Origin of the sequence: Tsukamurella ocularis, from assembly GCF_024807615.1 — a bacterium.
GTDB lineage: Bacteria > Actinomycetota > Actinomycetes > Mycobacteriales > Mycobacteriaceae > Tsukamurella > Tsukamurella ocularis.
Window position 1 is genome coordinate 45,695 of the sequence record NZ_JANUCJ010000002.1, and the last position, 23,522, is coordinate 69,216.

Below are 23,522 nucleotides of genomic sequence, written 5' to 3' on the forward strand. Positions count from 1 at the left end.
CGATGACACATGCTGTTCAGTTAGGTAAATTTGTAATCGTGAGCTACTGGATCGCGTTTGTCGCGGGGTGGATGGTCGCGCTCGCGGTGTTGATCCCGGGCGCCGCCCGGCTGGAGCGGCGGTGTCCGACGGCCCGGACCTGGCCGGATCGGGTCCTCGGGGGCGTGGCAGCGCTCGCAGTGCTCGTCGTCGTCACGCTCATCGCGAATCAGCTTTGGCCGCATCGGCCGACCTTCGTTCGCGGCGCGCTGTCCGGCACCGTCGTCGGCGCGGTGGCCTTCCTGCCCGACGTCGTCGCGGCGCTCCGTCATCGCAGGCGTCCGACGCCGGGCCCGCCGCGCCCTGTCGTGGCGGGGCGCCCCACCGTTCTACCTGCCGGGTTTGCGGACGCGGTACACCGTCATTTCGCGGAGCCGACGGTGCGCGCTCGCTACGTGATCGCCGCGTACCGTCGTGGCCTGATCGCGCCCGGCTTCGTGCCCGGCCTCGCCGCGGATCTCGCGCCGCTCCTGCCCGACGGTGCCGCCTGGGCAGGGCTGGCGCGGTGGCAGGGCGGCGAGGGGCTGGACGACGCCGTCGACCGCGCGGCGAGGGAGATCGGCTACGCACCCTCGGACCAGGAGGAGTGCGACGAGGTCGTCGAGCGCCTCGTCTACTGGGCCTTGTGCAGCGACGACCCGCGGCTGCGGCGCGACGTTCTCGAGGTGCTCGGTGAGACCGTCGAGCCGCGGACGACGTTCGAGGACATCGGTTTCCGTGCTGCGCGCGTCAGTGGACTTCGGGAGTTGCTGCGGAGTCGCTTCGATTCGACCTATGCGATTCCGCTGAGCGAGGGCGTGCACCGCCGATTCACGGGGCCGACCGGGAGGGCCGTCGACCTGATCAGCGGCTATCGCACCGGTGTGATCTCCTCGGCCGATGTGCCGCGGCTCGCGGCTCTGGTCATCGCCGATCTGCCGGGCGCGGGGCAGGCCTGGGCCGAGCTCGCCATGGCGTCCGCTGACGAGTCGCGCTCGGAGTTGCTCCCGATCCTCGATCGGGCCGCGCAGGAGATCGGGTACGCGCGCACCCCGCAGGAGGTCGAGATCGACGCGCTCGAGGGTGCCGCGTACCGGGCGGTGGTGAACGGTTCGGAGGTGGAGGAATCCAGACGTCTGCATCGGATCGAGTTCGACTTCGATCACGCCCGAGAGCTCGAGGAACTGCGCTATGCCTGGTATCTACCGGTAGCGGACGACACCCGGCTCGCGCGCGTGCGCGGCGACCTCGCGGCGTACCTCTCGCGGAGGTACGGCTGAACGGCGATCTGTTCGATCAGTGTTCGAGTAACTGTGGCGTAATCGCTCGGACGGGCCTGGAGGTGATCGCCGCCGTTAGGAGGGACGCGGGCCCCACCGAGGTTCAGCGGCGGTTCACGGCATCCGCGAGGGAGATGACGGCGGCGTTGGAAGCGGGCGCCAGGGGCTCGACGGTGCCGAACTCGACCGACGGGGTCTTCGCCGGCGCGGGCTCGCCGACGACCCGGAATCCGGCCTCGGCCAGCGGCTTCGCGTTGCCGCCCTGGGTGAGGAAGGAGACGAAGTCGGCGGCCGCGCGATCGTGGGCGTCGGTCGTGTCCTCGCGGTCGAGAACCGCCGCGGGGTACGTCGCCGAGGCGGTCGGCCCCGACGGGTACACCGCGACCGGGGCGGCGTTGCCGCGACCCCGTGCGAAGGCAGCGAGCTGCTGCTCGGTCACGGGCACAGCGCGCACCGAGTCGCCGGGCTTGGTCAGCGCGTCGAGGGCGGCACCCGCGGTGGTGGACTTCGGGGCGTCCTTCGCCCACCGCGACAGCGAGCCCGTGACCACGGGGCTCTGGGCGGCCTCGTCGGACAGGGCGGCGCCCGCGGTGCGGGCGACCGCAGCGGCCATGGACTGCGCCGCGAGATACGTACCGTCGGCCTCGGCTCCCGTCGGCAGCGCGATCCGGAGCTGTTCCTGGCGCGCGGAGAGATCGAGCCAGCGGACACCGTCGAAGGTCGAACGCGCCGACCTGCGCACGGCCAGCACCACCGGCGACGAGGCGATCGACGTCGGCTGTCCGGATACCTCCGCCGGCTTGGCGGCCGCGAGCCGCGCCGTCCACTGCGTGCTCTCCGGAATCCACAGCGACGGCGCCGCGCCGAGCTTCGGGTCCCACGTTCCGATCAATGCCTCCAGTGCGACGGGGGAGTCGATCCCCGACACCTCGATCTTCGGGCAGTAGTCCGCCGACACGGTGCCGCTCGCGTTGAAGCTCTCCGCGACCCGACGCAGCGGGCCGACCAGGGCGGGAGCGGCTGCCACCTGCACCGTGAGGTCGCCGCGCACGCACGAGGCCGCCGCATCGCGGCCCTCCTGCTCGGAGCGCCCCGACAGCCAGACCATGGCGGCCGCGACGGCGGCGATCACGACGACGACGACCACCGCAGCGATCAGCCAGCGCGCGACGCCACGGGAACCGGTTCCAGAACGATGTGATCCCATCGAGAGCAACCTACCCGAAGAGCCCGCGCGGAGGCATAGGAGACTCCTGTGCGTTCGCGCTGGTGAAAGGCTTCGCCCCGGCGACGAAGCGGGTCACCTCGGCCCCCGCCAGCAGCGTTCCCGGGAACGGGTCGCCGGCCAGGCGGCGGCCCAGCCCGCGTTCCAGCAGATCTGGCACGGCGCCCGCCACCAGCACCAGGTTCCCGAATCGGCGGCCCTTCAGCACCGCCGGCTCGGCCGCGATCGCCACGTCGCCGAAGACCCGCGCGACTGTCGCCGTCACGGACCTGGCGAAGGCGAGCGGCGCACCGTCGGCGATGTTGAGCGCGACCACCGCGCCGGGGCCGAGCAGGGGGACGAGCGATGCGAAGAACTCGCGCGTGGTGAGCGACGCCGGGGTGCGGGCCCCGGCGAAGACGTCCAGGACAAGCAGGTCGACGGTGCCGAGCATGCCCGGGGGCAGAGCGGTGGCGGCGACCGCGGCGTCGGCGCAGCGGATCTTGATCTGCTCGCGCTTGGGCAGCGGCGCGGCGGCGCGCACCGCGTCGATCAGCGCGCGATCGTTCTCCAGCACCTGCTGGCGCGAGCCGGGACGGGTGGCGGCGACGTAGCGAGGCAACGTGAAGCCGCCGCCTCCCAGGTGGACGGCGGTGACGGCCTCACCCGCCGGACGCACCAGGTCCACGACGTGCCCGATGCGCCGGACGTACTCGAAGACGAGGTTCGTCGGGTCACCGGTGTCGACGTAGCTCTGGGGCGTCCCGTCGAGGAGCACCGTGAACGCACCGGGCCGGTCGCGATCGGCGTCGATCACGACCGGCCCGGAATCCGACGCAGTGTCGGTCTCGGCTGCGCTGCTCAGCTGTTCGCGGCCTTGAACTCGCGACGGCGCGCATGCAGGATCGGCTCGGTGTAGCCGTTCGGCTGCGTGCCACCGAGCAGGATCAGGTCCTTGGCGGCCTGGAAGGCGATGTTGGTGTCGAAGTCCGGCGCCAGCGGGCGGTAGTCCGGGTCACCGGCGTTCTGCTGGTCAACGACCGGCGCCATGCGCTGGAGCGCCTCGATGACCTCGTCCTCGGTGACGACGCCGTGGCGCAGCCAGTTCGCGAGCAGCTGCGAGGAGATGCGCAGGGTGGCGCGGTCCTCCATGAGGGCGACGTCGTGGATGTCCGGCACCTTCGAGCAGCCGACGCCCGAGTCGACCCAGCGGACGACGTAGCCGAGGATCGACTGGGCGCTCTCGTCGAGCTCCTCGCGCTTCTCCTCCTCCGACCAGTTCGCGTTCGGCGCGAGCGGGATGGTGAGGATGTCGTCGACCGACGCGGGATCGCGCTTGGCGATCTCGTTCTGCACCTCGAAGACGTCCACCAGGTGGTAGTGCAGGGCGTGCAGGGTCGCGGCGGTGGGCGAGGGCACCCACGCGGTGGTCGCGCCGGCCTTGGGCTGGGCGATCTTCTGCTCGAGCATCGCGGCCATCAGGTCGGGCATGGCCCACATGCCCTTGCCGACCTGCGCCTTGTGCTGCAGGCCCGCATGCAGGCCGATGTCGACGTTGCTGTCCTCGTACGCGGGGTACCAGGTCTGTCCCTTGAGCTGGCCCTTGCGGACGATCGGACCCGCGACCATCGAGGTGTGGATCTCGTCGCCGGTGCGGTCCAGGAAGCCGGTGTTGATGAACACCACGCGATCGTTCGCGGCGGCGATCGAGGCCTTGAGGTTCACCGACGTGCGGCGCTCCTCGTCCATGATGCCGACCTTGAGCGTCAGCGCGGGCAGGCCCAGCAGCTGCTCGACGCGGGCGAAGATCTCCGCGGCGAAGGCCACCTCCTCGGGGCCGTGCATCTTGGGCTTGACGATGTACACCGAGCCACTGCGCGAGTTGCGGATGTCGCCCGACAGGCCGTGGATCGCGATGAGCGAGGTGACGATGCCGTCGAGGATGCCCTCGCCGATCTCCTCGCCGTTCAGCAGGATCGCGTCGGTGGTCATGAGGTGGCCCACGTTGCGGACGAACAGCAGCGAGCGGCCGTGCAGCACCAGCTCGGAGCCGTCGACGGCGGTGTAGACGCGGTCCGGGTTCAACGTGCGAGTGAAGGTCTTGCCGCCCTTGCTGACCTCCTCCGCGAGGTCACCCTTGTTCAGGCCCAGCCAGTTGCGGTAGCCCACGACCTTGTCGTCGGCGTCGACGGCCGCGACCGAGTCCTCGAAGTCCATGATCGTGGTGACCGCGGACTCGACGAGCACGTCCTTGACGCCGGCGCGGTCGGTCGAGCCGATCGGGGAGGTGGCGTCGATCTGGATCTCCAGGTGGAGGCCGTTGTGGCGCAGCAGGATGCCCGATGGGGCGCCCTTCTCGCCGGAGTACCCGACGAACGCCGCCGGGTCCGCCAGGCAGACCGAGGCGTCCTCGCTGGAGCCCGACGCACCCTTGACGGTGGCCAGCAGCTCGGTGCCGTTGATCCGGTACTCGACGACGTCGGCGTGCGAGCCGGACTCGAGCGGCACTGCCTTGTCGAGGAAGTCCTTGGCGAAGGCGATCACCTTGTCGCCACGGACCTTGTTGTAGCCCTTCCCCTTCTCCGCGCCGTCGGCCTCGGAGATGGCGTCGGTGCCGTAGAGGGCGTCGTACAGCGAGCCCCAACGAGCGTTCGCGGCGTTGATCGCGAAGCGGGCGTTGAGGATCGGCACCACCAGCTGCGGGCCGGCGGTCGAGGTGATCTCGGTGTCCACGCCTCCGGTGGTGATCTCGCGGTCCTCGGGGACCGGCACCAGGTAGCCGATATCGGTGAGGAACTGCTTGTACGCGGGGAAGTCGGTGATCTCACCGGGCGCGGCGGCGTGGTACTCATCGATCTTCGCCTGCAGCTCGTCGCGGGTGGACAGCAGCGCCCGGTTCTTCGGGACCAGATCTCCGATCAGTTGCGCGGCGCCCGCCCAGAAGGCGGTCTGGTCTACACCGGTGCCCGGAAGTGCCTCGTTATTGATGAAGTCGTAGAGGACCGTTGCGACCTCGAGGCCGGCGACGGATGTCCGGGCGGTGTCAACCATGAAGTACTTCAACCCCTTCGTAGCACGTGACTAGGTACGGATCAGGTTACTCCGCGCGTGATCGCCGCCGACGTCGGGACCACCTGGCCGAAGTCCAGTTTCACGAGCTGGTCGGCGCGGTCGAAGTACCGGTCGTCGTGGGTGATCACCACCACCGTCTTCCCGCGCGCCTTGAGGTCGGCGACGATCCGGTCGTAGAAGACGGCGCGGAAGCGGGGGTCCTGATCGGCGGCCCACTCGTCGAACAGGTACACGGGCCGGTCCTCGAGCAGCGCGGTCAGCAGCGCGAGCCGCTTGCGCTGCCCCGTCGAGAGGGCGAGCGTCGAGAGCTTCCCGTCCTGCACCGTGACCGCGTGCGCCAGCTCCAGGTCGTGCAGCAGCCCGCGCACCCGGTCGTCCAGGTCGTCGGCCGACAGGCCCAGATAGTCGTCGAACAGGTGGAAGTCCGAGAAGACCGCCGTGGTGTGCTGTCGGAACCACTCCAGGTTCTGCGGGCCGATCGGCTCGCCGCCGGCGCGGATCTCGCCGATCCGCGGCGCGTACAGCCCGCAGATGAGCTTCGCCAGCGTCGACTTGCCGCTGCCGTTGCCGCCGACCACGAAGGTCACCTCGCCCGGGCGGAGTGTCAGGTCGACGGGACCGAGGCGGAAGCCGTGCGGCACGCCCGGTGGCGGACCCTGGGGAGGGTGCGGCGGCGGGCCGCCGGGACCGCCGCGCGGCGGGTGCCCGGGTCCGTGCGGGCCGGGAGGGGATTCGGGGAGGTACTCGTAGCCGACGCCCCGCAGTTCGACGGTGCCGTCGCCGACGGGCCGCCCGTCGTAGGGGAGCACCGACTCGTCGCGCGGGGTTTCCAGCGAGAGGTCGAGGCCGCGGATCTTCGCCAGCGCGACATCGCCGCGCAGCAGGTCGGGGATGCGGTGCATCAGGCTCTGCATGGGCATCGACAGGAAGGTAGTGACCAGCACGTAGCCGATCATCGTCTCCCGCGGCAACTCCATCGCCCGGGCGAGGACGAACAGGATGACCACCATGGTGCCCAGCTGCAGCACCTGGCCCAGGGCTTGGCCGCCGGCGAACCGCGTGCCCGCGGCGACGTGCTGACCGCGCAGGTCCTCGGCCGTGCCCAACAGCTTGCGATCCAGGAAGTCGGTGCGCCGCGCGCGGTGCAGCTTCAGCTCCTTGACGCCGTGCGTGACCTCCTGGAAGGAGCCGATGAGGGCGTCGTCGAGCTCGCGGGCCCGGCGGTAGGTCTCCCGGACCCGGCGCAGGACAGTCTCCACACAGGCGATGCCGATGAGCGTGCCCGCCACGGAGACCGCGAACAACGTGCCGGACACCGTCGCGAGATAGGCCAGGGCGCCGATGATCGTCGCCAAGTCGATGCACAGTCCGGGAATGCCGGAAACGGCCATCGACAGCGACCGGACGTCCTCGGTGAGGGTCGCCAGCAGCCGGTGATCGCCGAGCCGCTCGATGTGCTCGAGCGGCGCGGCCAGCACCCGCTGGGAGAGCCGCGCCCGCAGCCGGTACACGGCGGCCTGCGCGAGGTGCAGCAGGATCAGCTGTGAGGTGACGCCCGCGATGACCACGACGACCGCGGTCAACACGAATTGGGTGACCGTCACCGTCGGCATCGGGCCCGGAGCCACCAGGCCGTTGATGAGCGTCAGGAGGTAGGCGTTCGCGCCGCCCGCGACCAGGCCCGCGATGACCGCCGCAGCGATCGCCGCGGGCGAGATCGAGAGCAGGAACTTGAAGAGCTTCATGGCGCGCTCATTCGCCGGCGGTCACGACGTCGAACAGGAAACCCTCCACGGTCACGCCGGGTGCGAAGGAGAAGGCCATGCCGGTCGACGGTGCCCCGTCGGGCCCGGCACCGTCGGAGACCTGCACCAGGAGGCGTTCAAGGACGAACAGCAGCGAGACGCTGAGCATGTTGCCGTGCTCGGCGAGCACGTCCCAGCTCGTGCGCGACGCCTCGCCGGGCAGGCCCAGCGCCGCGGATGCGGACTCGATGATCTTCGGCCCGCCGGGGTGGATCGCCCAGTGCGCGATGGCCTCCCGGCCCAGTCCGTTGCGGTCCAGCACCTCGTCGACTACCGGCGCGACGCCGTTCACGATGTACTGCGGCAGGGCCTCGGCCAGTTCGCACGTGATGCCGTTGGCGTTGACCCCGAGCACGATCCCGTCCTCGGCACCGTCGAGCAGGTGGGTGAAGGTGTCGCGCACGACGATCCGGCCGCCGGGGAGCGGGTGTCCGACCTCGCTGGCGCCGATGACGGCGGCGCCGCAACCGTCGGCGAAGAGGCTGGAGATCACCACGTCGTTCGGGTCACCCGAGAAGACGGCGTTCACCGAGCTCAGCTCCAGGCAGATCATCAGCGACTTGCGGTCCGGGTGGGCACGCACGTAGTCGGTGGAGACACGCAGCGCGTTCATCGCTGCGGCGCAGCCCATGAAGTTGATGACCACGCGGCTGGTCTGCGGCGCGAGGCCGAGCGCGCGGATCACCGCGACGTCGACGCCGGGGGCGAGGAAGCCGGTGCTGGTGACGAAGACCAACTGGCCGACGTCCTCGGGGGAGACCTCGTTCTCGGTACCGACGCGTAGGGCGCGGCGGGCGGTCTCGATCGCCAGCGGCGCGGCGTGCTCGTAGAACAAGTCCATGCGCTCGCGGATGGTGTCCGGGCGGGTGCTGAACTCCGCGAACTCCGGCGTGAGCGGGTCGATGGCGAGGTGCCGCTCGGCGACCTTCGTCTTGGCGTAGACGCGTCGGATCCGCTCGGCCTGCTTCGGGTCGTCGACCCGCGCGGCCACCCGGTCTGCGGACTCGGCCTGACCGTAGGTCTGCGCGGGCGAGCCGGTCGCGAGCGACTCGATCACCGCGACCGAGGTCGGCGGCGCGGGCGGGGCGCCCAGCCAGGTGCCGGGTGCGGGAAGCAGGGGGGCTGCGCCGTCGAGGGCAGGGGCGCCCTGGGGGGTGGCGTTCATGGTCATCTCCTTAAACCGTGCCGATGCCGGTGAAGCCCGCGACGACGTACGAACCGGACGTCTTGAGGGCCGCCGGCGAGAAGTGCTCGCGGAAGAAGCCGTGGCCCTGCTCCTGCGCGGGCCGGGCCTTACTGCCGAGGAAGGTGCTGACCTGGTCGGGCAGGCGATCGAAGAAGAAGCTGCGCCGGGGCAGCCACTCGACGCCGAACTTGGCGGCCTCCTCGGCCATCAGCTCCTCGGTGGCGATGTTGGCGAAGCCGCTGCGCTGGTAGGGCAGGACGTGGTGCACGCGGTGGCTCGACAGGCCGGCCGAGAGGAAGCAGTCGACGTACCGGTTGCCCGAGATCCACAGGTCGTAGGCCTGGTTGAGCTGGTTGACAGCCCAGTCCTCGGTCTCGACCTCGGGCAGGTCGTCGACATCGGTCTCGAAGTCGTGGCTCGCGACCACCAGGAAGGTACTCACCCACAGCACGGCGACGAACTGCGCGACCCAGGCCCACACGTCGCCGAGGAACAGGAACAGGAGGAACTCGCCGATGAGCAGCGCGCGCATCGCGAAAGCGCCGATGAAGTGGGGGAGCGCGCCACGCAGCGAGCCGTACATGTCGGCGACGCCCACCTGGCGGGTGAGCTTGACGATCTCGAACAGCCGCATCGTCATGCCCGTCGCGGTGTGCCCGAACTTGTGCAGTGTGTGGATCGGGATCCGGTACCAGCGCGGGATGTCCATCATCATGGTGAAGACGTTCTTCTTGATGTCCACCTCGCTCTGCGTGTGCGGGTGGTGCAGCAGTGCGTGGCCGTCGGCCGTCACGAAGGACAGCGCGACGTAGTTGATGTCGAAGGCGTTGACCAGCACCTTCGTCGCACCCTTCTGCTTGCGATGGATCGCGTAGTGGCCGAAACCCGCCAGCGAGCTGCGCAGGACGACCATGAGCAGCACGAACAGCCAGATCGGCATCCACGACGGGACGCTCAGGCGGGTGGCGATGACCGCGACGTAGGCGACGGCCAGTGCCGCCGCGACGACGTTGAACCAGCGGTCCATACGCTTCACGCGCGCCCTCATCGCCGGCTCGCGCAGCCGCGCCTTCACGGCGTGCAGCAGATCCGTCGGGTCGTCGAACCGATAGCGCGGGGTGTCGCGCCAACTGTCGAATCCATCCTTGAAGAGGAAGGCGGGCGCATTGTTCTTGGGATGGACGTCTTCGACGCGGGCATCGCGATCGAGGGCGAACCGTTCCAGCATCTTTTCGACCTTTTCGGGATTCGCGTGATACGAACCGATGATCGACGTGATGTCACGATTCTTCGAGCGGCCGATGAAGAATTCCCCGCCCGGATGCTTGTTGATCCATTCCGAGAGATCGTAGGCACGGCCCTTATAGACCCACACGTTCGACAACTGCGGCCCCCCGCCGGGGCCGGGTTCCCGCCCCAGATCGCGGGGTCCGGGGTCGCCGCCCTCGGTATCGAAGTCGCGGCCGCGTGGGCCGGCAGGACGACGCCCGGGGTCGCGCTCATCGGAGCTGGAAGCACCGTCATGACCTGCGCCACCTCCGCGACCCGGGTCCGTGCCGCGCACGAGATCGCGGGGGCCAGGGTCAGCCGCACCGCGCTCCGACGGCACCGGTGGCGGGGTGGAATTGATCGACACTTCTGGCTCCTCCTGAACACTGCCGGATCCGGCGGTTGTGTAGACCTTCTCCGGTCACGCTAATCGATCACTGAAGGTGCGCTTGCCGCTACCGCCCAGTGTCTGATTTGCCCGGAAGTGACGCCGGGGAATGCTTCGATCGACTCCGGAATTCATGCATACTTCATGGTGAGGGCGGGGCTTCCGCCCTTTTCATTCGGCCCCGGGCGGTTCCGCCCGGACAGATTCCAGGGGGGAACCCTATGAACCTCAAGGCATCGCGGGCGGCTGTAGCGCTGCTCGCCGCCGGCGCGCTGGTACTCACCGGTTGCGCGGACAAGAAGACCGACGACACCGGACCTACGACCGGCACCGCCGCAGTGGCGAGCGGCGCCTCTGGCTCGCCGACGGCCGCACCCTCGGTCGACGCGAGCGGCTTGCCGACCGTCCAGATCGTGCAGGACGCGGCCCTGGCCACCCGGGAGACCTACTCGGAGCACCTGACGCTCGCCGTCGACAAGGGGATCCAGGGCCTGCCCGTCACCAGTGTCACCGGCGATATCATCTCGTTCAAGGACACCAAGCGCGTGGCCGCGCAGGGCGACGCCAACGTCCGCGTTCAGGACAACTACGTGCAGACGAAGTTCGTCGTCATCGACGGCGTGATGTACGCCAACCTCGGCGGCGCCAAGTACCAGCCGATGGGCAAGACCGGTGAGAAGGGCGTCTACGACCCGGCGATCATCCTGGACCTGGAGAAGGGGCTCGCGAAGATCCTCGATTCGGTGCAGAACCCGAAGGTCGACGGCAAGGACACCGCGAACGGCCTCAAGACCGTCAAGGTCACCGGCACCGTCGCCACGCAGGTCCTCGACCCGCTGCTGCCGCAGATCACCGACATCGCCACCCGTGGCAACGCCGGAACCGCGCTGCCCATCACCCTGTGGATCGTCTTCGACCCGTCGGCGAACCCGCAGCCCAAGCCGAACGTCACGCGCATGGAGGTCAAGCTGAAGGAGCTGCCCATCACGCTGAACCTCACCGAGTTCGGTAAGGACGTGAAGATCACCAAGCCCGCCACGTAACGAGTGCTCCACGAAAGCCGGACCTTCGGGGGGAGGTCCGGCTTTCCGCTGTCAGAAGCCCTTCGAGCGCAGGTACGCGCCCAGCGTCTCGACGCTGCCCGGCGTGCGCGGACCCTCGACCCAGCCCGCGTACGGGATCACGACGACGTTGCCCTCGCGCACGGCGGTGGTGTTTGCCATCAGCGGCTGCGAGCGCAGCTGCGCGATCTTCGCGTCCGGGGTGTTCTCGGGGCCCACGCCGTAGTCGACGATCGCGATCACCTCCGGGTCGCGCTGCGCCGCCGCCTCCCAGGACGCGGTCGTCCACGAGTCGTCGAGGTCGGCGAAGACGTTCTCGCCGCCCGCGTTCTCGATGATCGCCTGCGGCGTGCCGGTCCGGCCGGACGTGAACGGGTCCGGGGAGGCGCTGTCGAACAGGAAGACCCGTGCCTTCTTCCCCGCCGGCGCGGAGGTCCGGACCCTGTCGATCCGGGCGCGGTACTCGGCGACCAGCTTCTCGGCGCGCTCCGGCACCCCGAACAGGGTCCCGAGATTCGTCAGGTCCGCGAACAGCGCGTCGAGCGGCGGCATGATGCCTCGCTTTGTGCTCCCGGTCTGGCGGCAGGCCTCGGTGAGCTGGTACGGCACCGCGCCGATCTCGCGGATCCAGTCCGGCGTCACGCCGGTCGTCTCCTTGAAGCCGTAGTTCCAGCCCGCAAAGACGAAATCGGGCCGCGCCGCCTGGATCGTCTCGCGGGTGAAGGCGGTGCCCAGGCTGGGGGCGCGGTCGAAGTCCGCCTTCCACGGCGAGGTGTTGTAGTCGACGTGCTTGCCGTCGTAGGTCGTGTACCCGACGATGCGGTCGGTCAGGCCCAGCGCGAACAGGATCTCCGCGGTTCCGGTGTCGTTGACCACCACCCGGCTGGGCGGGCCCGGCACCGTCAGCGGAGCACCGCAGTTGGTGACGGTGGCGGGCGCACCCGAGGACGCCGACGGTGCCGCCTCCTCGACAGTCGCACCGCAACCGGCGAGCAGGACGCCCGCGAGCAACACCAGGGGGAGTCGTTTCATGTCAGGTCCCTTCCGTCAGACCACTGTCGAAGATCACCTGGGGCACGCCCAGGCGCGGGTGGGGCAGCACGTGCGCCCCGATGTCGAAGTAGCGCCGCAGCATTGCGGGCGTGAGGATCTCCTCCGGAGTGCCGGAGCAGGCCAGCGCGCCCTCGGACAGCACGTACAGGCGGTCGCAGTACTGCGCCGCGAGATTGAGGTCGTGCAGCACCGCGATCACGGTGACGCCCAGGTCCCGGGCGGCGCCGAGCACCGCGAACTGGTGCCGCACGTCGAGGTGGTTGGTGGGCTCGTCGAGCACCAGCACCCGCGGCTCCTGCGCGAAAGCCCGGGCGATGAGCACACGCTGCGCCTCGCCGCCCGAGAGCGTGCCGAAGTCTCGCCGGGCCAGGTCCGCGGCGCCGGCGGCGGCGAGCGCACCGTCGACCGCCCGACGGTGCGCGGCGAGCGGGACGCCCCGGCGGCGGTGCGGCAGTCGACCGGTCTCGACGATCTCGCGGGCGGTGAAGCCGATGTCGAAGGGAGCGTGCTGCATCACGGCCGCGACCTGCCGCGCGTTCTCCCCGAGGCTGATGGCTGTGACGTCCCGCTCGTCGACGGTGACGGTGCCCGTCGCCGGTCGCAGCGCCCGGTACGCGCACCGGAGCAGCGTCGACTTGCCGCTGCCGTTGGGGCCGACGACGCCGATGAACTCGCCCGTGCCCGCGGTCAGCGAGATATCGTCGACGATCCGCTGTCCGCCCAGTTCGACGGAGACACCGCGGTACTCGACCCGCATCACGCGCTCCCGACTGACCTGCGGCGCATGAGCGAGATGAACACCGGCACGCCGACCGCGGCGGTGATCGCGCCGAGCGGTAGCTCCTGCGGCGGCGCGACAGTGCGGGCCGCGATGTCGGCGAGCACGAGGAAGACCGCGCCCAACGCGGGCGCGATCACGAGGACCCGGCGGTGGTCGGCGCCCACCAGCAGCCGGGCGACGTGCGGTACCACGAGCCCGACGAAGCCGATGGCGCCGCAGACCGAGACGATGATCCCGGTCATCGCTGCGGTGAGAACGAACAGAGCGGACCGGTAGCCGGAGGCCGAGAGTCCGACGGAGATCGCCACCTCGTCGCCGAGGGCCAGCGCGTTGAGCTTGCGCGCGCCGTACCGCAGCGTCACCAGCCCAAAAGCGACAGTGACTGCGAGCAGGGCCGTGGTGCGCCACGTCGAGGGGGAGAGGCTGCCGAACAGCCAGAACATGACGGTGCGGGCGGCGTCGCCGCGCGGCGCGAGGAAGACCAGGACCGTGGTTACCGCCGAGAAGCCGTAGGCGAGGGCGGTCCCGGTGAGGACGAGCCGCAGCGGGGTGAGCCCGCCTCCGCGATAGGCGACGAGGTAGACCAGCGCGGTCGCGGCGAGCGCGCCGAGAAAGGCCGCGGCGGGCAGCGCGTACAGGCCGAGGGTGCCGAAGACGCCGAACAGGGCCACCGTCGTCGCGCCGACCGACGCTCCGGAGGAGATGCCGAGTACGTACGGGTCCGCGAGGGCGTTGCGGACCATCGCCTGCACCGCGACGCCGATCGCGCTCAGCCCCGCACCCACGATCGCGGCGCTGAGGACCCGCGGGATCCGCGAATCCGCGACGATCCGATAATGCGTGCCGTGCTCGGCGTCGATGGTGCCGCCCGTGAGGAAGGCCCAGACGTACCGGGTCGAGTCCTGCCACGGGATGCGCACGGTGCCCAGCAACACGCCCAGCCACATCGCGGCGATCAGCGCGATCAACAGGCAGGCCAACAGCACTGCCACACGGCGCGACGAGACCACTCGCACTCCGCGACTCCCCTCGGGTCGGTGAGCACCGCCCGGCTCCGGGCGGTCGCGAGGGCAGGTATCGGGCTCGCACGCATTGCGCGTGTCACCGTTGCGGGGCAGCCCCGGATTCGGACCGGGTTCCCTCTTACGCCGTGAGCTCGCGCTCACGGACCGTCGCTGGGTGGGAAGTCTAGGCGGGGGATGCGGACATATCGGCGGCGGGGCGTCCGGCGGGCCAGGCGCGCACCACGGCGAGCAGGCGCTCGCGGATCGGGGTCGCCCGCTCGGCCAGCCCGATCTGCTGCCGCACGTACTCGCGGCGGCCCTCGGCCGTCTCGATCGCGATGGGCTCGAAGCCGTAGTCCGCGAGGTCGTACGGGCTCGCCCGCATGTCCAGCTCTCGCGCGTCCCGGGCCACGTCGAAGGCGTCCGCCACCAGGTCCGACGGGGTGCCGGGCACCAGCTTGAACGCCCACTTGTAGAGGTCCATGCCGGCGTGCAGGCAGCCGGGCTGCTCGGAGCCGACCTGGGTCTCGCGAGTGAGTTCGACGGCATTCCGGGGCGCCGCGTCGGGGGTGAAGAAGCGGAAGGCGTCGTAGTGCGTGCACGTCAGCTGCCCCGCGCGGACCACCTCGTCGGTTCCGGCCGGGCCCAGACGAAGCGGCACCGGATGCCGCGCCTGATCGGCCTCGCGGTAGACCATCGCCCACTCGTGCAGGCCGAAACAGCCGAACACGGGCCGGCGCGCGGCCGTGGCCTCCAGGAGCCGCGCGACGTACTGCGCGGTGCCGGCGCGCTTGGCCAGCGCCGCCGGGTCCGGCCGGACCCGCGTGCCCTCGACGAGGTAGCCGCGCGCGCCGCTGAACTCGTCCGCCGCGCGCGGGCCGTCGAGCTCGGTCCCGAGGCCCGGGTGCCAGCGGAGCAGGTGTGCGGGGCGGTGCCCGTAGTAGGTGAACAGGAAGTCCCAGACGGGGTGCTTGTCGCCGCGCGCGGCCCGGCTGCGGTGCGCGTCGACGAACGGAGTCAGGCGATTACGGTGGGCTTCGGCGCGGGCCACCCACTCCGTGTCGGAGAGGATCACCGTCATGGGCGGGGTGTCCCGGGCGGCACTGCGGGGATGTAGTCGTCGCTGCGAGGAGCGGACCGACCGGAGAGGGCCACCCCGTCACCGGTCCGTTTGGCTTGGTACATGGCGGAATCGGCGTCGGCGAGGATGCGGTCGAGGAGAGTCGTGCCGAGCCGAGGGCTCTCGTGCACGCTCACGCCGATGCTGGCCGCTACTCGGACGCCGTCGACCAGGGAGATCTCGGTGATCGCCACTCGGATCCGCTCCGCGAGTGCGAGGCAGTCCGCCGCAGGACGTCCGAGGACCAGCAATGCGAACTCGTCTCCGCCGAGTCGAGCGACGGTGGCGTCGTATTCGGCGCCGATGGCACGGAGTACTCGCGTCACGCGGATGAGTATGTCGTCGCCGGCGGCGTGGCCGTAGGTGTCGTTGACAGGTTTGAACCCGTCGAGGTCGATGACGAGGGCGCAGACCTGTTCTGCCGCGGATGCGCGCCGCATCACCCATGCCGCCCACGTAGTCCGGAGTCCTCGGCGGTTGAGCGCTCCAGTCAGCAGGTCGGTGCCCACTTCCGTGGTGTCCTGCCATGAGATGCAGAGTGAGAACTGCAGGGTCGTCGGCGCCCCGACGGTGGTGCAGGCCAGCACAGTCGCGGTCAGGGCGGCTGTGACGACGCCGTGCTCACCGCCGATCGCGACGACGACGGTGACGAGTGCGGCGAGGATGAGGGCCGCGTTGAGCAGGAACGCCTGTGTGGTCAGCACGAGTGCCGCGAAGGTCGCGATCAAGGCGAAGCTGGCGAGACAGATCGCGGCGGTGAGCGGCTCGCAGAAGGCGGCGACCGAGTAGATCGCGGCGATCGACGAGGTGACGAACAGCACGGCCTCGCGCCGGCTGAGAGCGCCACCGAATTGCCACCGGATCACCCAGTAGAGGGCGGTCACGGCTGCAGCGACGTGTGCTCCGACGAAGGCCGCACTGAGCGGACCGGATGCCAACATTCCCACGAAGATCAGGCAGAGCAGCAGTGCGCACGCGCTCACCACCGTCCGCACGACGCGCAACAGGGATCGGTTCTCTAGGTAGGTGATCCGCTCATCGTAGGTAGGGCCTCCGCGCCACCATTCGGACGCGAGCTGCGCGAGCAACGTCCGGCCGTCGTCTCCTTCCATCACTGCACCCCCGATCCTTGGAGCGGAGCGTCCGCCGTGTGGTCCATCACTGCCGCCCTGGTATCGAGATCGGGCGCGTGTCGTCCTCTCGGCGACCAGGAGCGCATTCTATACCGTCCGGTCGGTCGCGTGGCCGCCACCGGGTGGGTGCGTGGTTACACCCGGTGCGTCCCGTCGCGGACGGTGCCGACGAACTCTTCGACCACGTCCTCCAGGGCGACTATGCCGATCGTCCGGCCGTGGTCGTCGGCGACGGCGGCGAGATGCCCGCCGAGGCGGCGCAGGTCACCCGCGGCCTGATCCAGCGACAGGCTGCCGTCGACCACCGGCAGCGGGCGGATGCGGCTCGCGCCGATCACCGACTCGGGGCCGACGGCGGCGTCCATGATGTCCGGCAGCACGTCCTTGACGTGCAGGTAGCCGGTGAAGGCGCCGGCGCTGCTGCGTACCGGGTAGCGGGAGTAGCCGGTCTCGGCGACGGCGGACTCGATGTCGCCGAGCGTCGGGCCCCAGGCGCCGCTGGTGCTTTGCACCGCCTGCAGCCCGCGGATCTCGGTCAGCGGGATCGCCACGTCGGCGACGGTGCGGCGCGAGGTCTGCAGCGCGCGGGTCAGGCGGACCCGCTCCTCGGCGTCGATGAGACCCTCGTCGTGCGACTCGGCGATGAGCACGCTCAGTTCGCCGGCGGAGACGGTGCTGTCCAGCTCGTCGCGCGGCTCCACCCCACCCGTGCGCAGCACCAGCGTCGCCAGCCAGTTGTAGACCGCGATCAGCGGCCGCACCAGGCGGACGAACGCGACGTGCGGTGGCACGAGCAGCATCGCCGCGGCCTCGGGGCCGGCGAGCGCGATGTTCTTCGGCACCATCTCGCCGAGCAGGATGTGCAGCACCACGACCAGGCCCAGGGAGACCGTGAAGGAGATCGGGTGCAGCAGCGCGTCGGGGACGTGTGCCCAGGCCAGAGGCTTCTCCAGCAGGTGCGCGATGGCAGGCTCGCCGACCTTACCGAGCAGGATCGAGCAGATCGTGATGCCCAGCTGACAGCCCGCCAGCATGAGCGAGAGGTTCTCCGAAGCCTTGATCACGGCCTTCGCGCTCGACCGGCCCTGCTCGACGAGGGCCTCGAGCCGGTCGCGCCGGGCCGCGATGAGGGCGAACTCGGCCGCGACGAAGAAGGCGTTCGCGGCCAGGAGCAGCACGGTCAGGGCGACGCCCAGGAGATCATTCATGGGTCACCTCCACGAGGTCGACGCGGCGGCCGTCCATCCTGGCGACGCGGGCCGACCACTGCGGGACCTGCACCTCGTCGTCGACTGACGGGTGGTTCGGCAGCGAGACGCGGTCGCCGGCCGTGGGAATCCGGCCGAGCAGGAACATCACCAGTCCGCCGAGGGTGTCGTAGTCGCCTTCGGGGGCGCGGTAGCCGGTGTCGCGTTCGAGCTCATCAATGCGGAGCAGGCCGGCGCAGAGGAAGCCATCGTCGGTGCGCTGCACGTCGACCGGCTCGTTCGCGTCGTGCTCGTCGCGCACGTCGCCCACGATCTCCTCGATGAGGTCCTCGACCGTGACGATGCCGGCGGAGCCGCCGTACTCGTCGACGACGAGCGCCATCTGCAGGCCGTTGGCGCGCAGCTGCTCCATCAGGGCGTCGCCGTCGAGCGTCGCGGGCACGACAGGGGCGGTGGTGGCGATCTGCGCGACGGTCACCGTCGCGCGACGGTCCGCCGGCACCGTCAGCGCCTGCTTCACGTGCACCAGGCCGATGGTGTCGTCCAGGTCGCCCCGGACCACCGGGAACCGGGAGCGACCGGACTCGATCGACAGCGCCACCAGGTCGGCGACGGTGTCGTCCGCGTCCAGCGAGTGGATCCGCTGCCGCGGGGTCATGAGTTCCTCCGCGGTGAGCTCGCCGAACTCGAGGCTGCGGCCCACGAGCTCGGCGGTCATCTCGTCGATCGCGCCGTGCGCGGCCGAATTGCGCACGAGGGCGCTGAGCTCCTGCGCCGACCGTGCGGAGCTCAGCTCCTCCGCGGGCTCGATGCCCAGGCGGCGGACCAGCGCGTTCGCGGAGCGGTTGAGGAAGGAGATGGCGAAGCGGAAGGTCGAGGAGAACAGGGACTGCGCGCCCGCGGTGAGCCGCGCGGTCTGCAGTGGCCGGGCGATCGCGAGGTTCTTCGGCGCGAGTTCGCCCAGCACCATCGACAATGAGGTCGCGATGACCAGGGCTAGGACCAGGGTGAGCGCCGACGACCAGACCCCGGGCATACCCGTCCATTCCAGCGCGGGGCGCAGGAACTTCGAGAGCACCGGCTCGGCGAGGTAGCCGGTGACCAGGGTGGTGATGGTGATGCCCAGCTGTGCGCCGGAGAGCTGGAAGGAGAGAGTGCGGTGCGCGTTCTGCACCTGCTTCGATCGGCGGTCCCCGCGGTCGCGGACGTCCGCGTCGATCGTGGACCGCTCGAGCGCGGTCAGCGAGAACTCCGCCGCCACGAAGAGCGCGGTGCCGACGGTGAGCGCGAGGAAGCCGACGACGGCGCCGACCGTGATCAGCGCGCTAGACATCGACCCGCCCCGTCGACGTGGTCACTGCGGTCTGCGCTCGTCGGCGGCGTTTGCCGGGTCTTCGGGACTTCATGGTCCTTCCAGGGATCGTCGGTGGGAATCACTGCATCCTACCGACGATCCGTCGGCTTTCTCACCAACCGCCGGGGAGCGGCCGGCCCTCTGCGAAGCCCGCCGCGCTCTGCACGCCGACGGTGGCCTTCGCGTGGAACTCGGGCACGCTGCGGGCGCCGGCGTAGGTGAACGAGCTGCGCACGCCCGAGGTGATCCGATCCAGCAGGTCCTCGACGCTCGGGGCGTCCGGGTCGACGCGGATCCGCGAGCTGGAGATGCCCTCTTCGAACAGGGATTTGCGGGCGCGGTCGAAGGCGCCCTCGCCGGCGGTGCGCGCGGCGACGGCGCGCTTGGAGGCCATGCCGAAGCTCTCCTTGTAGGCGGAGCCGTCGGTCGCGTACTTCATGTCGCCGGGCGATTCGTAGGTGCCGGCGAACCACGAGCCCACCATCACGTTGGAGGCGCCGGCGGCGAGCGCCAGCGCGACGTCGCGGGGGTGCCGCACGCCGCCATCGGCCCAGACGTGGGCGCCCAACTCGCGGGCGGCCGCCGCGCAGTCGAGCACGGCGCTGAACTGCGGCCGTCCGACGCCCGTCATCATGCGGGTGGTGCACATCGCGCCGGGGCCCACGCCCACCTTGACGATGGTGGCGCCGGCGTTGACCAGGTCACGGGCGCCGGCGGCGGCCACCACGTTGCCCGCGGCCAGCGGCAGGCCCAGGTCGAGGGCGGCGACGGCTTCGAGCGCGTCGAACATCTTGGCCTGGTGGCCGTGCGCGGTATCGACGACGAGTACGTCGGCCCCCGCCTCGGCGAGGGCGCGGGCCTTGGCGGCCACGTCGCCGTTGATGCCGACGGCAGCGGCGATCCGGAGCTTGCCGGCACCGTCGACCGCCGGGGTGTAGATGCCCGCGCGGACGGTGCCGGTGCGGGTGAGCACGCCGTGCAGGCGGTCGTCGCCGTCGACGAGGACCGCGAGGTCGGAGTGGTCCTTGTCCAGCAGGTCGAAGACGGCCTCGGGCGGGGTGCCGGCGGCGGCGCACACGAACGAGGTGGTCATGATGTCGCGCAGGCGCGCGAACCGGTCGACGCCCTCGCTGGCCGCGGCGGTGACGAGGCCGACCGGCCGGGTCTCGGAGTCGACGATCACGACGGCGCCATGGGCGCGCTTGGGGAGCAGCGCCACCGCGTCGCTCACCGAGTCGTCCGCGCTGAGCGTCACGGGGGTATCTGCCACGAGGTCGCGGCTCTTGACGTAGGAGACCGTCTCGGCGGCGGCCTGCAGCGGCAGGTCCTGCGGTAGGACGACGATGCCGCCGCGGCGAGCGACGGTCTCGGCCATACGGCGGCCGGCGACGGCCGTCATGTTGGCGACGACGAGGGGAATCGTAGTGCCGGTCCCGTCGACCGATGCCAGATCGACGTCGAATCGGGAGGTGACGTCCGACCGGTTCGGGACGAGGAAGACGTCGTCGTAGGTCAGGTCGTACTGCGGGCGGCTATCAGGAAGGAACTGCACGTGAGGGCAGTCTACCCGATTCGGCGGTGGTCCCCGTCACGGTCGAGGTCGCGACGCTCGTGTCGTCAGGGGCGCAGCGGGCGGCCGTACGGGTCGCGGACGCTGCCGGTGAGGATCATGATGCCGTCGACCAGTGCCCAGATACCGACGCCGATGAGGATGACGAAGCCGATGAGGATGATCGACGTCACGATGCCGATCACCGTGAGCACGAGCTGGGTCACCGCGATCGAGGTGGAGCCCAGGTAGAACCGGCCGATGCCCCACCCGCCGAGGAAGATCTGCAGCAGGCCCGCGGCGAGCTTCGACTTGTCCGAGTAGGGCTCTCCGGTCTGCGGGTCGCGGCCGTACGGTGCCGAAGGATCCGCTCCGAAGGGCTGGCCGTACGGGAATCCCGACTGCGGCTGACCGTATCCGGGGTGCTGCGCGTACGGATGCTGACCGTAGCCGGCGGGCTGCTGGGCGTACGGGTCGTAGGACGGGTACGGCTGCGGATCGTAGCCCTGCTGGCCGTACGGGTTGTACTGCTGGCCGTACGGCTGGTGCGGATCGGTCATGGTGGTCTCCTCGCTCTCCCCTGAGGCCCCAGCGTACCGGCGCGGAATCAGTGCAGGATCAGGCGGGAGAGCTCGGTGAGCCAGGGCACCGCGACGGCGACTGTGGGCACCACCAGGATCAGTCCGGCGAGCAGGTATACCGACGCGCTGAACAGATTACTGGCCGGGGGCATCGACAGCCGCTCGACGCGGACGACCGTGCCGGTCGCACCGACCGCGAGGGCGCCCCGAGGCGCCGGACTCTGTGCGCAGGTGACCAGGGCGTTGGCGAGAGGGAGCGGCCCGGCGGCGGCCACGGCCTCGTCGTCGGCGAGCAGTTCGACGAGCAGCTTCACCGAGTCGAGCGCGGCGGACGAGCGGACGACCTTGGGGAAGGCGTGGTTGACGGCGGTGAAGGCCTCGAGTACCAGGTCGTGCCGGGACCGCAGGTGCGCCCGCTCGTGTGCGACGACCGCGGTGAGCTCCTCGTGACTGAGCTGGTTGATCGTGCCGACGCTGAGCACCACGCGGTGCCGCAGCCCGGGCAGGCAGTAGGCCAGCGGCTGGTCGACGCCGAGGACGCGCAGGTCGGCGGCGGAGACGGGGTGGTCACCGTCGACCGCCTGAGACAGGATGTCGACGACGGTGCGGTGCCGGGCGCGGCGCCGGCGGGTGCGGATCGCGAGCCGGACGGTGGAGGTGATGAGCCGGGCGCCGATCAGCAGGGTCAGTGCGAAGGCGACCACCGCCACGATCCACGGAACGAGGCCGAGCTGGCGGATCTCGTCGATCGGGTTGGTGGTGGGCCGACCGTCGGCACCGGGGACCAGCAGGCGGCTCGCGATGACCAGGCCGGCACTGAAGGCGGAGAGCACCGCGGCCAGGGCGATCGCCTGCCACAGCACGAGCGCGGCGCGGGGGGCGCGCAACGGCCAGGAGGCGCGGGAGAGCCACGCGGGCACCGGCCCCGCGAGCAGCAGGGCCAGCGCTCCGAAGATGAAGGCCGCCATGAGGACGAGCCTACTGGTTGATCAGGGCTCGGCGCGACGACCGGCGTCGCCGGCCTCGAGCTTGGCGAGCGCGCGACGCAGTGCCTGCGCCTCGTCGGCCCCCACGCGCTCGACGAAGTGCACAAGCGCGGCCTCGCGCGAGCTCTCGGCCTGGTTCAGCGCGTCGAACATCAGGTCCGCGACGAGCTCCTCGCGGCCGAAGCTCGCGGCGTAGCGATGGGCCCGGTCCGTGCGGATCTGGCTCACCAGCTTCTTCTTCGCAAGACGCTGCAGAACCGTCATCACCGTCGTGTAGGCGAGTTCGCGGTCAGCGGCGAGCGACTCGTGCACCTGTCGCACGGTCTGCGGTTCAGTGGACGCCCAGAGATGGTCCATGACCGCGCGTTCGAGATCTCCCAATGCCGCCATTGCTCCGATTCTACTCGGCATGGCCCGTATCGCTACGACGACCTGTCGTAATCCACGCCACACCACTGAGGGCTTGCTAAGTTAGGGGAGCCTGCCCTAGAGTGGGTGTTGTCGCCGAGAGCGACACCGAACCACATCGGACCGTGACGCGAACTGAGGGCTGCAGTAATCCGCCGGTCTGTGCCACGGCGGGTCCGGGGGATGGCTGAGCCCCCGGACCCGCCGACTTCTTTCTCTGCGTCGTGGTATCGCCGACGTGGATGAGCCCGTCGCCGCCGATCGCGGATCACTCCTTGGGCATCACGAGCCAGAGCAGCAGGTACAGCAGGAACTGCGGCCCGGGCAACAGGCACGACACCACGAAAAGCACGCGGACCAGCGTCGCGTCGATGCCGAAGTACCGGGCGATGCCGGCGCACACGCCGCCCATCCAGTTGTTCTGGACGTCGCGGGCGAATCGCTTCTGCGGCGGCGCGGGAGGGAAGTAGGGGTTGGGGGCGAAGGGATCGTTCTCGGTCATGACTCCACAGTGCCGGGCCGCGGCCACGACCGCATCGGGGTCTACCCGGACCCGGGCCCCGATCTTCCGGTCGCGGCCCCGATCGTCCAGCCCGGGGACGTGGCGGACGGCACCCGGTTCTAGGGTGGATCCATGACGCAACCGACACCCGGACAGCAGCAGGTCATCGACGGGATCCTGGCCGGCGGCACCGCCGGATTCGACACGATCCTCGGCCTCGAGTACACCGCCGTGACCGCCGACGGCGTGCAGGCGACGCTCACCCTGCGCCCTGAACTGCACCAGCCCTTCGGCATCACCCACGGTGGTGTCTACTGCGCCATCGTCGAATCGGTCGCGAGCGTCTCCGGCGTGGTGTGGCTCGGTGGCGCGGGACACGTCGTGGGCGTGAACAACAACACCGACTTCTTGCGCGCGCTCTCCAGCGGCGTCCTCTCGATCCGTTCCACCCCGATCCATCGCGGCCGCCGCCAGCAGCTGTGGCTCGTCGAGATCGACTCCGAGGACGGCAAGGCCGTCGCACGCGGTCAGGTCCGTTTGCAGAACATCGACGCCTGACG

At 70.3% G+C, this 23,522-nt stretch carries 21 protein-coding genes and 1 riboswitch; of the genes, 3 read left to right on the forward strand and 18 right to left on the reverse strand.

Translation table 11 applies throughout. The features are described 5' to 3' along the window. The first annotated feature begins 38 nt into the window (after positions 1-38). Positions 39-1,298 (forward strand): hypothetical protein, encoded by a 1,260-nt coding sequence (locus tag HNP44_RS06245; RefSeq protein WP_259143730.1) that lies wholly within the window; start codon positions 39-41, stop codon positions 1,296-1,298. A 103-nt stretch (positions 1,299-1,401) separates the two neighbouring features. Here the strand turns inward: HNP44_RS06245 and HNP44_RS06250 are convergent, their stop codons facing one another. The 6 genes from HNP44_RS06250 to HNP44_RS06275 are packed head-to-tail and all read right to left on the reverse strand — an operon-like array spanning position 1,402 to position 9,985. Then, on the reverse strand, positions 1,402-2,505 hold the full coding sequence (locus HNP44_RS06250) for a substrate-binding domain-containing protein (protein ID WP_259143729.1): 1,104 nt from the start codon (positions 2,503-2,505) through the stop codon (positions 1,402-1,404). 10 nt (positions 2,506-2,515) lie between these two features. Then, a complete protein-coding gene (locus tag HNP44_RS06255; RefSeq protein WP_259143727.1) occupies positions 2,516-3,319 on the reverse strand; it encodes a spermidine synthase in 804 nt (267 codons plus the stop codon). A gap of 44 nt (positions 3,320-3,363) precedes the next feature. Then, positions 3,364-5,553, reverse strand: coding sequence for a malate synthase G (locus HNP44_RS06260; protein ID WP_259143726.1), 2,190 nt, complete (start codon positions 5,551-5,553; stop codon positions 3,364-3,366). 41 nt (positions 5,554-5,594) lie between these two features. Beyond that, positions 5,595-7,319 (reverse strand): ATP-binding cassette domain-containing protein, encoded by a 1,725-nt coding sequence (locus HNP44_RS06265; RefSeq protein WP_259143725.1) that lies wholly within the window; start codon positions 7,317-7,319, stop codon positions 5,595-5,597. Positions 7,320-7,326: 7 nt separating this feature from the next. After that, on the reverse strand, positions 7,327-8,544 hold the full coding sequence (locus HNP44_RS06270; protein WP_259143724.1) for a type III polyketide synthase: 1,218 nt from the start codon (positions 8,542-8,544) through the stop codon (positions 7,327-7,329). A gap of 10 nt (positions 8,545-8,554) precedes the next feature. After that, positions 8,555-9,985, reverse strand: coding sequence for a fatty acid desaturase (locus HNP44_RS06275; protein WP_259143806.1), 1,431 nt, complete (start codon positions 9,983-9,985; stop codon positions 8,555-8,557). A gap of 458 nt (positions 9,986-10,443) precedes the next feature. Between HNP44_RS06275 and HNP44_RS06280 the strand changes: the two genes are divergently transcribed. Beyond that, positions 10,444-11,265: an LppX_LprAFG lipoprotein gene (locus tag HNP44_RS06280; RefSeq protein ID WP_259143723.1), complete on the forward strand. Its 822-nt coding sequence runs from the start codon at positions 10,444-10,446 to the stop codon at positions 11,263-11,265. A gap of 51 nt (positions 11,266-11,316) precedes the next feature. Here the strand turns inward: HNP44_RS06280 and HNP44_RS06285 are convergent, their stop codons facing one another. From HNP44_RS06285 to HNP44_RS06340, 12 genes are all read right to left on the reverse strand, one after another. After that, positions 11,317-12,315, reverse strand: coding sequence for an ABC transporter substrate-binding protein (locus HNP44_RS06285; RefSeq protein WP_259143722.1), 999 nt, complete (start codon positions 12,313-12,315; stop codon positions 11,317-11,319). 1 nt (position 12,316) lies between these two features. Then, positions 12,317-13,093 carry an ABC transporter ATP-binding protein gene (locus HNP44_RS06290; RefSeq protein ID WP_259143721.1) on the reverse strand — a complete coding sequence of 259 codons (777 nt, stop codon included), beginning with the start codon at positions 13,091-13,093 and terminating at the stop codon, positions 12,317-12,319. Next, positions 13,093-14,064 carry a FecCD family ABC transporter permease gene (locus HNP44_RS06295; RefSeq protein WP_374758768.1) on the reverse strand — a complete coding sequence of 324 codons (972 nt, stop codon included), beginning with the start codon at positions 14,062-14,064 and terminating at the stop codon, positions 13,093-13,095. The genes HNP44_RS06290 and HNP44_RS06295 overlap by 1 nt, the downstream gene beginning before the upstream one ends. A gap of 105 nt (positions 14,065-14,169) precedes the next feature. Beyond that, positions 14,170-14,306, reverse strand: a riboswitch (cobalamin riboswitch). Continuing rightward, positions 14,306-15,202 carry a 3-methyladenine DNA glycosylase gene (locus tag HNP44_RS06300; RefSeq protein WP_259143720.1) on the reverse strand — a complete coding sequence of 299 codons (897 nt, stop codon included), beginning with the start codon at positions 15,200-15,202 and terminating at the stop codon, positions 14,306-14,308. It overlaps the preceding riboswitch by 1 nt. Beyond that, on the reverse strand, positions 15,199-16,353 hold the full coding sequence (locus HNP44_RS06305; protein WP_310437663.1) for a GGDEF domain-containing protein: 1,155 nt from the start codon (positions 16,351-16,353) through the stop codon (positions 15,199-15,201). Before HNP44_RS06305 ends, HNP44_RS06300 begins: the two co-directional genes overlap by 4 nt. Positions 16,354-16,508: 155 nt before the next feature. Then, positions 16,509-17,582 carry a hemolysin family protein gene (locus HNP44_RS06310; protein WP_259143719.1) on the reverse strand — a complete coding sequence of 358 codons (1,074 nt, stop codon included), beginning with the start codon at positions 17,580-17,582 and terminating at the stop codon, positions 16,509-16,511. Continuing rightward, positions 17,575-18,915 (reverse strand): hemolysin family protein, encoded by a 1,341-nt coding sequence (locus HNP44_RS06315; RefSeq protein ID WP_259143718.1) that lies wholly within the window; start codon positions 18,913-18,915, stop codon positions 17,575-17,577. The genes HNP44_RS06310 and HNP44_RS06315 overlap by 8 nt, the downstream gene beginning before the upstream one ends. 133 nt (positions 18,916-19,048) lie before the next feature. Continuing rightward, complete coding sequence (locus HNP44_RS06320) at positions 19,049-20,488, reverse strand: GMP reductase (RefSeq protein ID WP_259143716.1); 1,440 nt, start codon at positions 20,486-20,488, stop codon at positions 19,049-19,051. Positions 20,489-20,553: 65 nt separating this feature from the next. Next, entirely contained in the window at positions 20,554-21,045 is a 492-nt protein-coding gene (locus HNP44_RS06325) for a TM2 domain-containing protein (RefSeq protein ID WP_259143714.1), read from the reverse strand. A 47-nt stretch (positions 21,046-21,092) separates the two neighbouring features. Further along, positions 21,093-22,034, reverse strand: coding sequence for a M56 family metallopeptidase (locus HNP44_RS06330; protein WP_259143712.1), 942 nt, complete (start codon positions 22,032-22,034; stop codon positions 21,093-21,095). A 21-nt stretch (positions 22,035-22,055) separates the two neighbouring features. Continuing rightward, the gene (locus HNP44_RS06335) at positions 22,056-22,442 is read right to left on the reverse strand and encodes a BlaI/MecI/CopY family transcriptional regulator (protein WP_224650832.1); all 387 of its coding nucleotides are present in this window, start codon (positions 22,440-22,442) and stop codon (positions 22,056-22,058) included. A 286-nt stretch (positions 22,443-22,728) separates the two neighbouring features. Further along, complete coding sequence (locus HNP44_RS06340) at positions 22,729-22,962, reverse strand: PspC domain-containing protein (protein ID WP_259143710.1); 234 nt, start codon at positions 22,960-22,962, stop codon at positions 22,729-22,731. A 132-nt stretch (positions 22,963-23,094) separates the two neighbouring features. On the opposite strand from HNP44_RS06340, the gene HNP44_RS06345 reads away from it, so the two are divergent. Further along, on the forward strand, positions 23,095-23,520 hold the full coding sequence (locus HNP44_RS06345; protein ID WP_259143708.1) for a PaaI family thioesterase: 426 nt from the start codon (positions 23,095-23,097) through the stop codon (positions 23,518-23,520). The last annotated feature ends 2 nt before the right edge of the window (positions 23,521-23,522 follow it).

What these genes read in the sequence shown, in the direction of transcription:
- HNP44_RS06250 (WP_259143729.1), bottom strand. Translation starts at nt 2,505, where the DNA reads ATGGGATCACATCGTTCTGGAACCGGTTCCCGTGGCGTCGCGCGCTGG.
- HNP44_RS06260 (WP_259143726.1), bottom strand. Translation starts at nt 5,553, where the DNA reads ATGGTTGACACCGCCCGGACATCCGTCGCCGGCCTCGAGGTCGCAACG.
- HNP44_RS06265 (WP_259143725.1), bottom strand. Translation starts at nt 7,319, where the DNA reads ATGAAGCTCTTCAAGTTCCTGCTCTCGATCTCGCCCGCGGCGATCGCT.
- HNP44_RS06270 (WP_259143724.1), bottom strand. Translation starts at nt 8,544, where the DNA reads ATGAACGCCACCCCCCAGGGCGCCCCTGCCCTCGACGGCGCAGCCCCC.
- HNP44_RS06280 (WP_259143723.1), top strand. Translation starts at nt 10,444, where the DNA reads ATGAACCTCAAGGCATCGCGGGCGGCTGTAGCGCTGCTCGCCGCCGGC.
- HNP44_RS06285 (WP_259143722.1), bottom strand. Translation starts at nt 12,315, where the DNA reads ATGAAACGACTCCCCCTGGTGTTGCTCGCGGGCGTCCTGCTCGCCGGT.
- HNP44_RS06290 (WP_259143721.1), bottom strand. Translation starts at nt 13,093, where the DNA reads ATGCGGGTCGAGTACCGCGGTGTCTCCGTCGAACTGGGCGGACAGCGG.
- HNP44_RS06295 (WP_374758768.1), bottom strand. Translation starts at nt 14,064, where the DNA reads ATGTGGCTGGGCGTGTTGCTGGGCACCGTGCGCATCCCGTGGCAGGAC.
- HNP44_RS06300 (WP_259143720.1), bottom strand. Translation starts at nt 15,202, where the DNA reads ATGACGGTGATCCTCTCCGACACGGAGTGGGTGGCCCGCGCCGAAGCC.
- HNP44_RS06305 (WP_310437663.1), bottom strand. Translation starts at nt 16,353, where the DNA reads ATGGAAGGAGACGACGGCCGGACGTTGCTCGCGCAGCTCGCGTCCGAA.
- HNP44_RS06310 (WP_259143719.1), bottom strand. Translation starts at nt 17,582, where the DNA reads ATGAATGATCTCCTGGGCGTCGCCCTGACCGTGCTGCTCCTGGCCGCG.
- HNP44_RS06315 (WP_259143718.1), bottom strand. Translation starts at nt 18,915, where the DNA reads ATGTCTAGCGCGCTGATCACGGTCGGCGCCGTCGTCGGCTTCCTCGCG.
- HNP44_RS06325 (WP_259143714.1), bottom strand. Translation starts at nt 21,045, where the DNA reads ATGACCGATCCGCACCAGCCGTACGGCCAGCAGTACAACCCGTACGGC.
- HNP44_RS06330 (WP_259143712.1), bottom strand. Translation starts at nt 22,034, where the DNA reads ATGGCGGCCTTCATCTTCGGAGCGCTGGCCCTGCTGCTCGCGGGGCCG.
- HNP44_RS06335 (WP_224650832.1), bottom strand. Translation starts at nt 22,442, where the DNA reads ATGGCGGCATTGGGAGATCTCGAACGCGCGGTCATGGACCATCTCTGG.
- HNP44_RS06340 (WP_259143710.1), bottom strand. Translation starts at nt 22,962, where the DNA reads ATGACCGAGAACGATCCCTTCGCCCCCAACCCCTACTTCCCTCCCGCG.
- HNP44_RS06345 (WP_259143708.1), top strand. Translation starts at nt 23,095, where the DNA reads ATGACGCAACCGACACCCGGACAGCAGCAGGTCATCGACGGGATCCTG.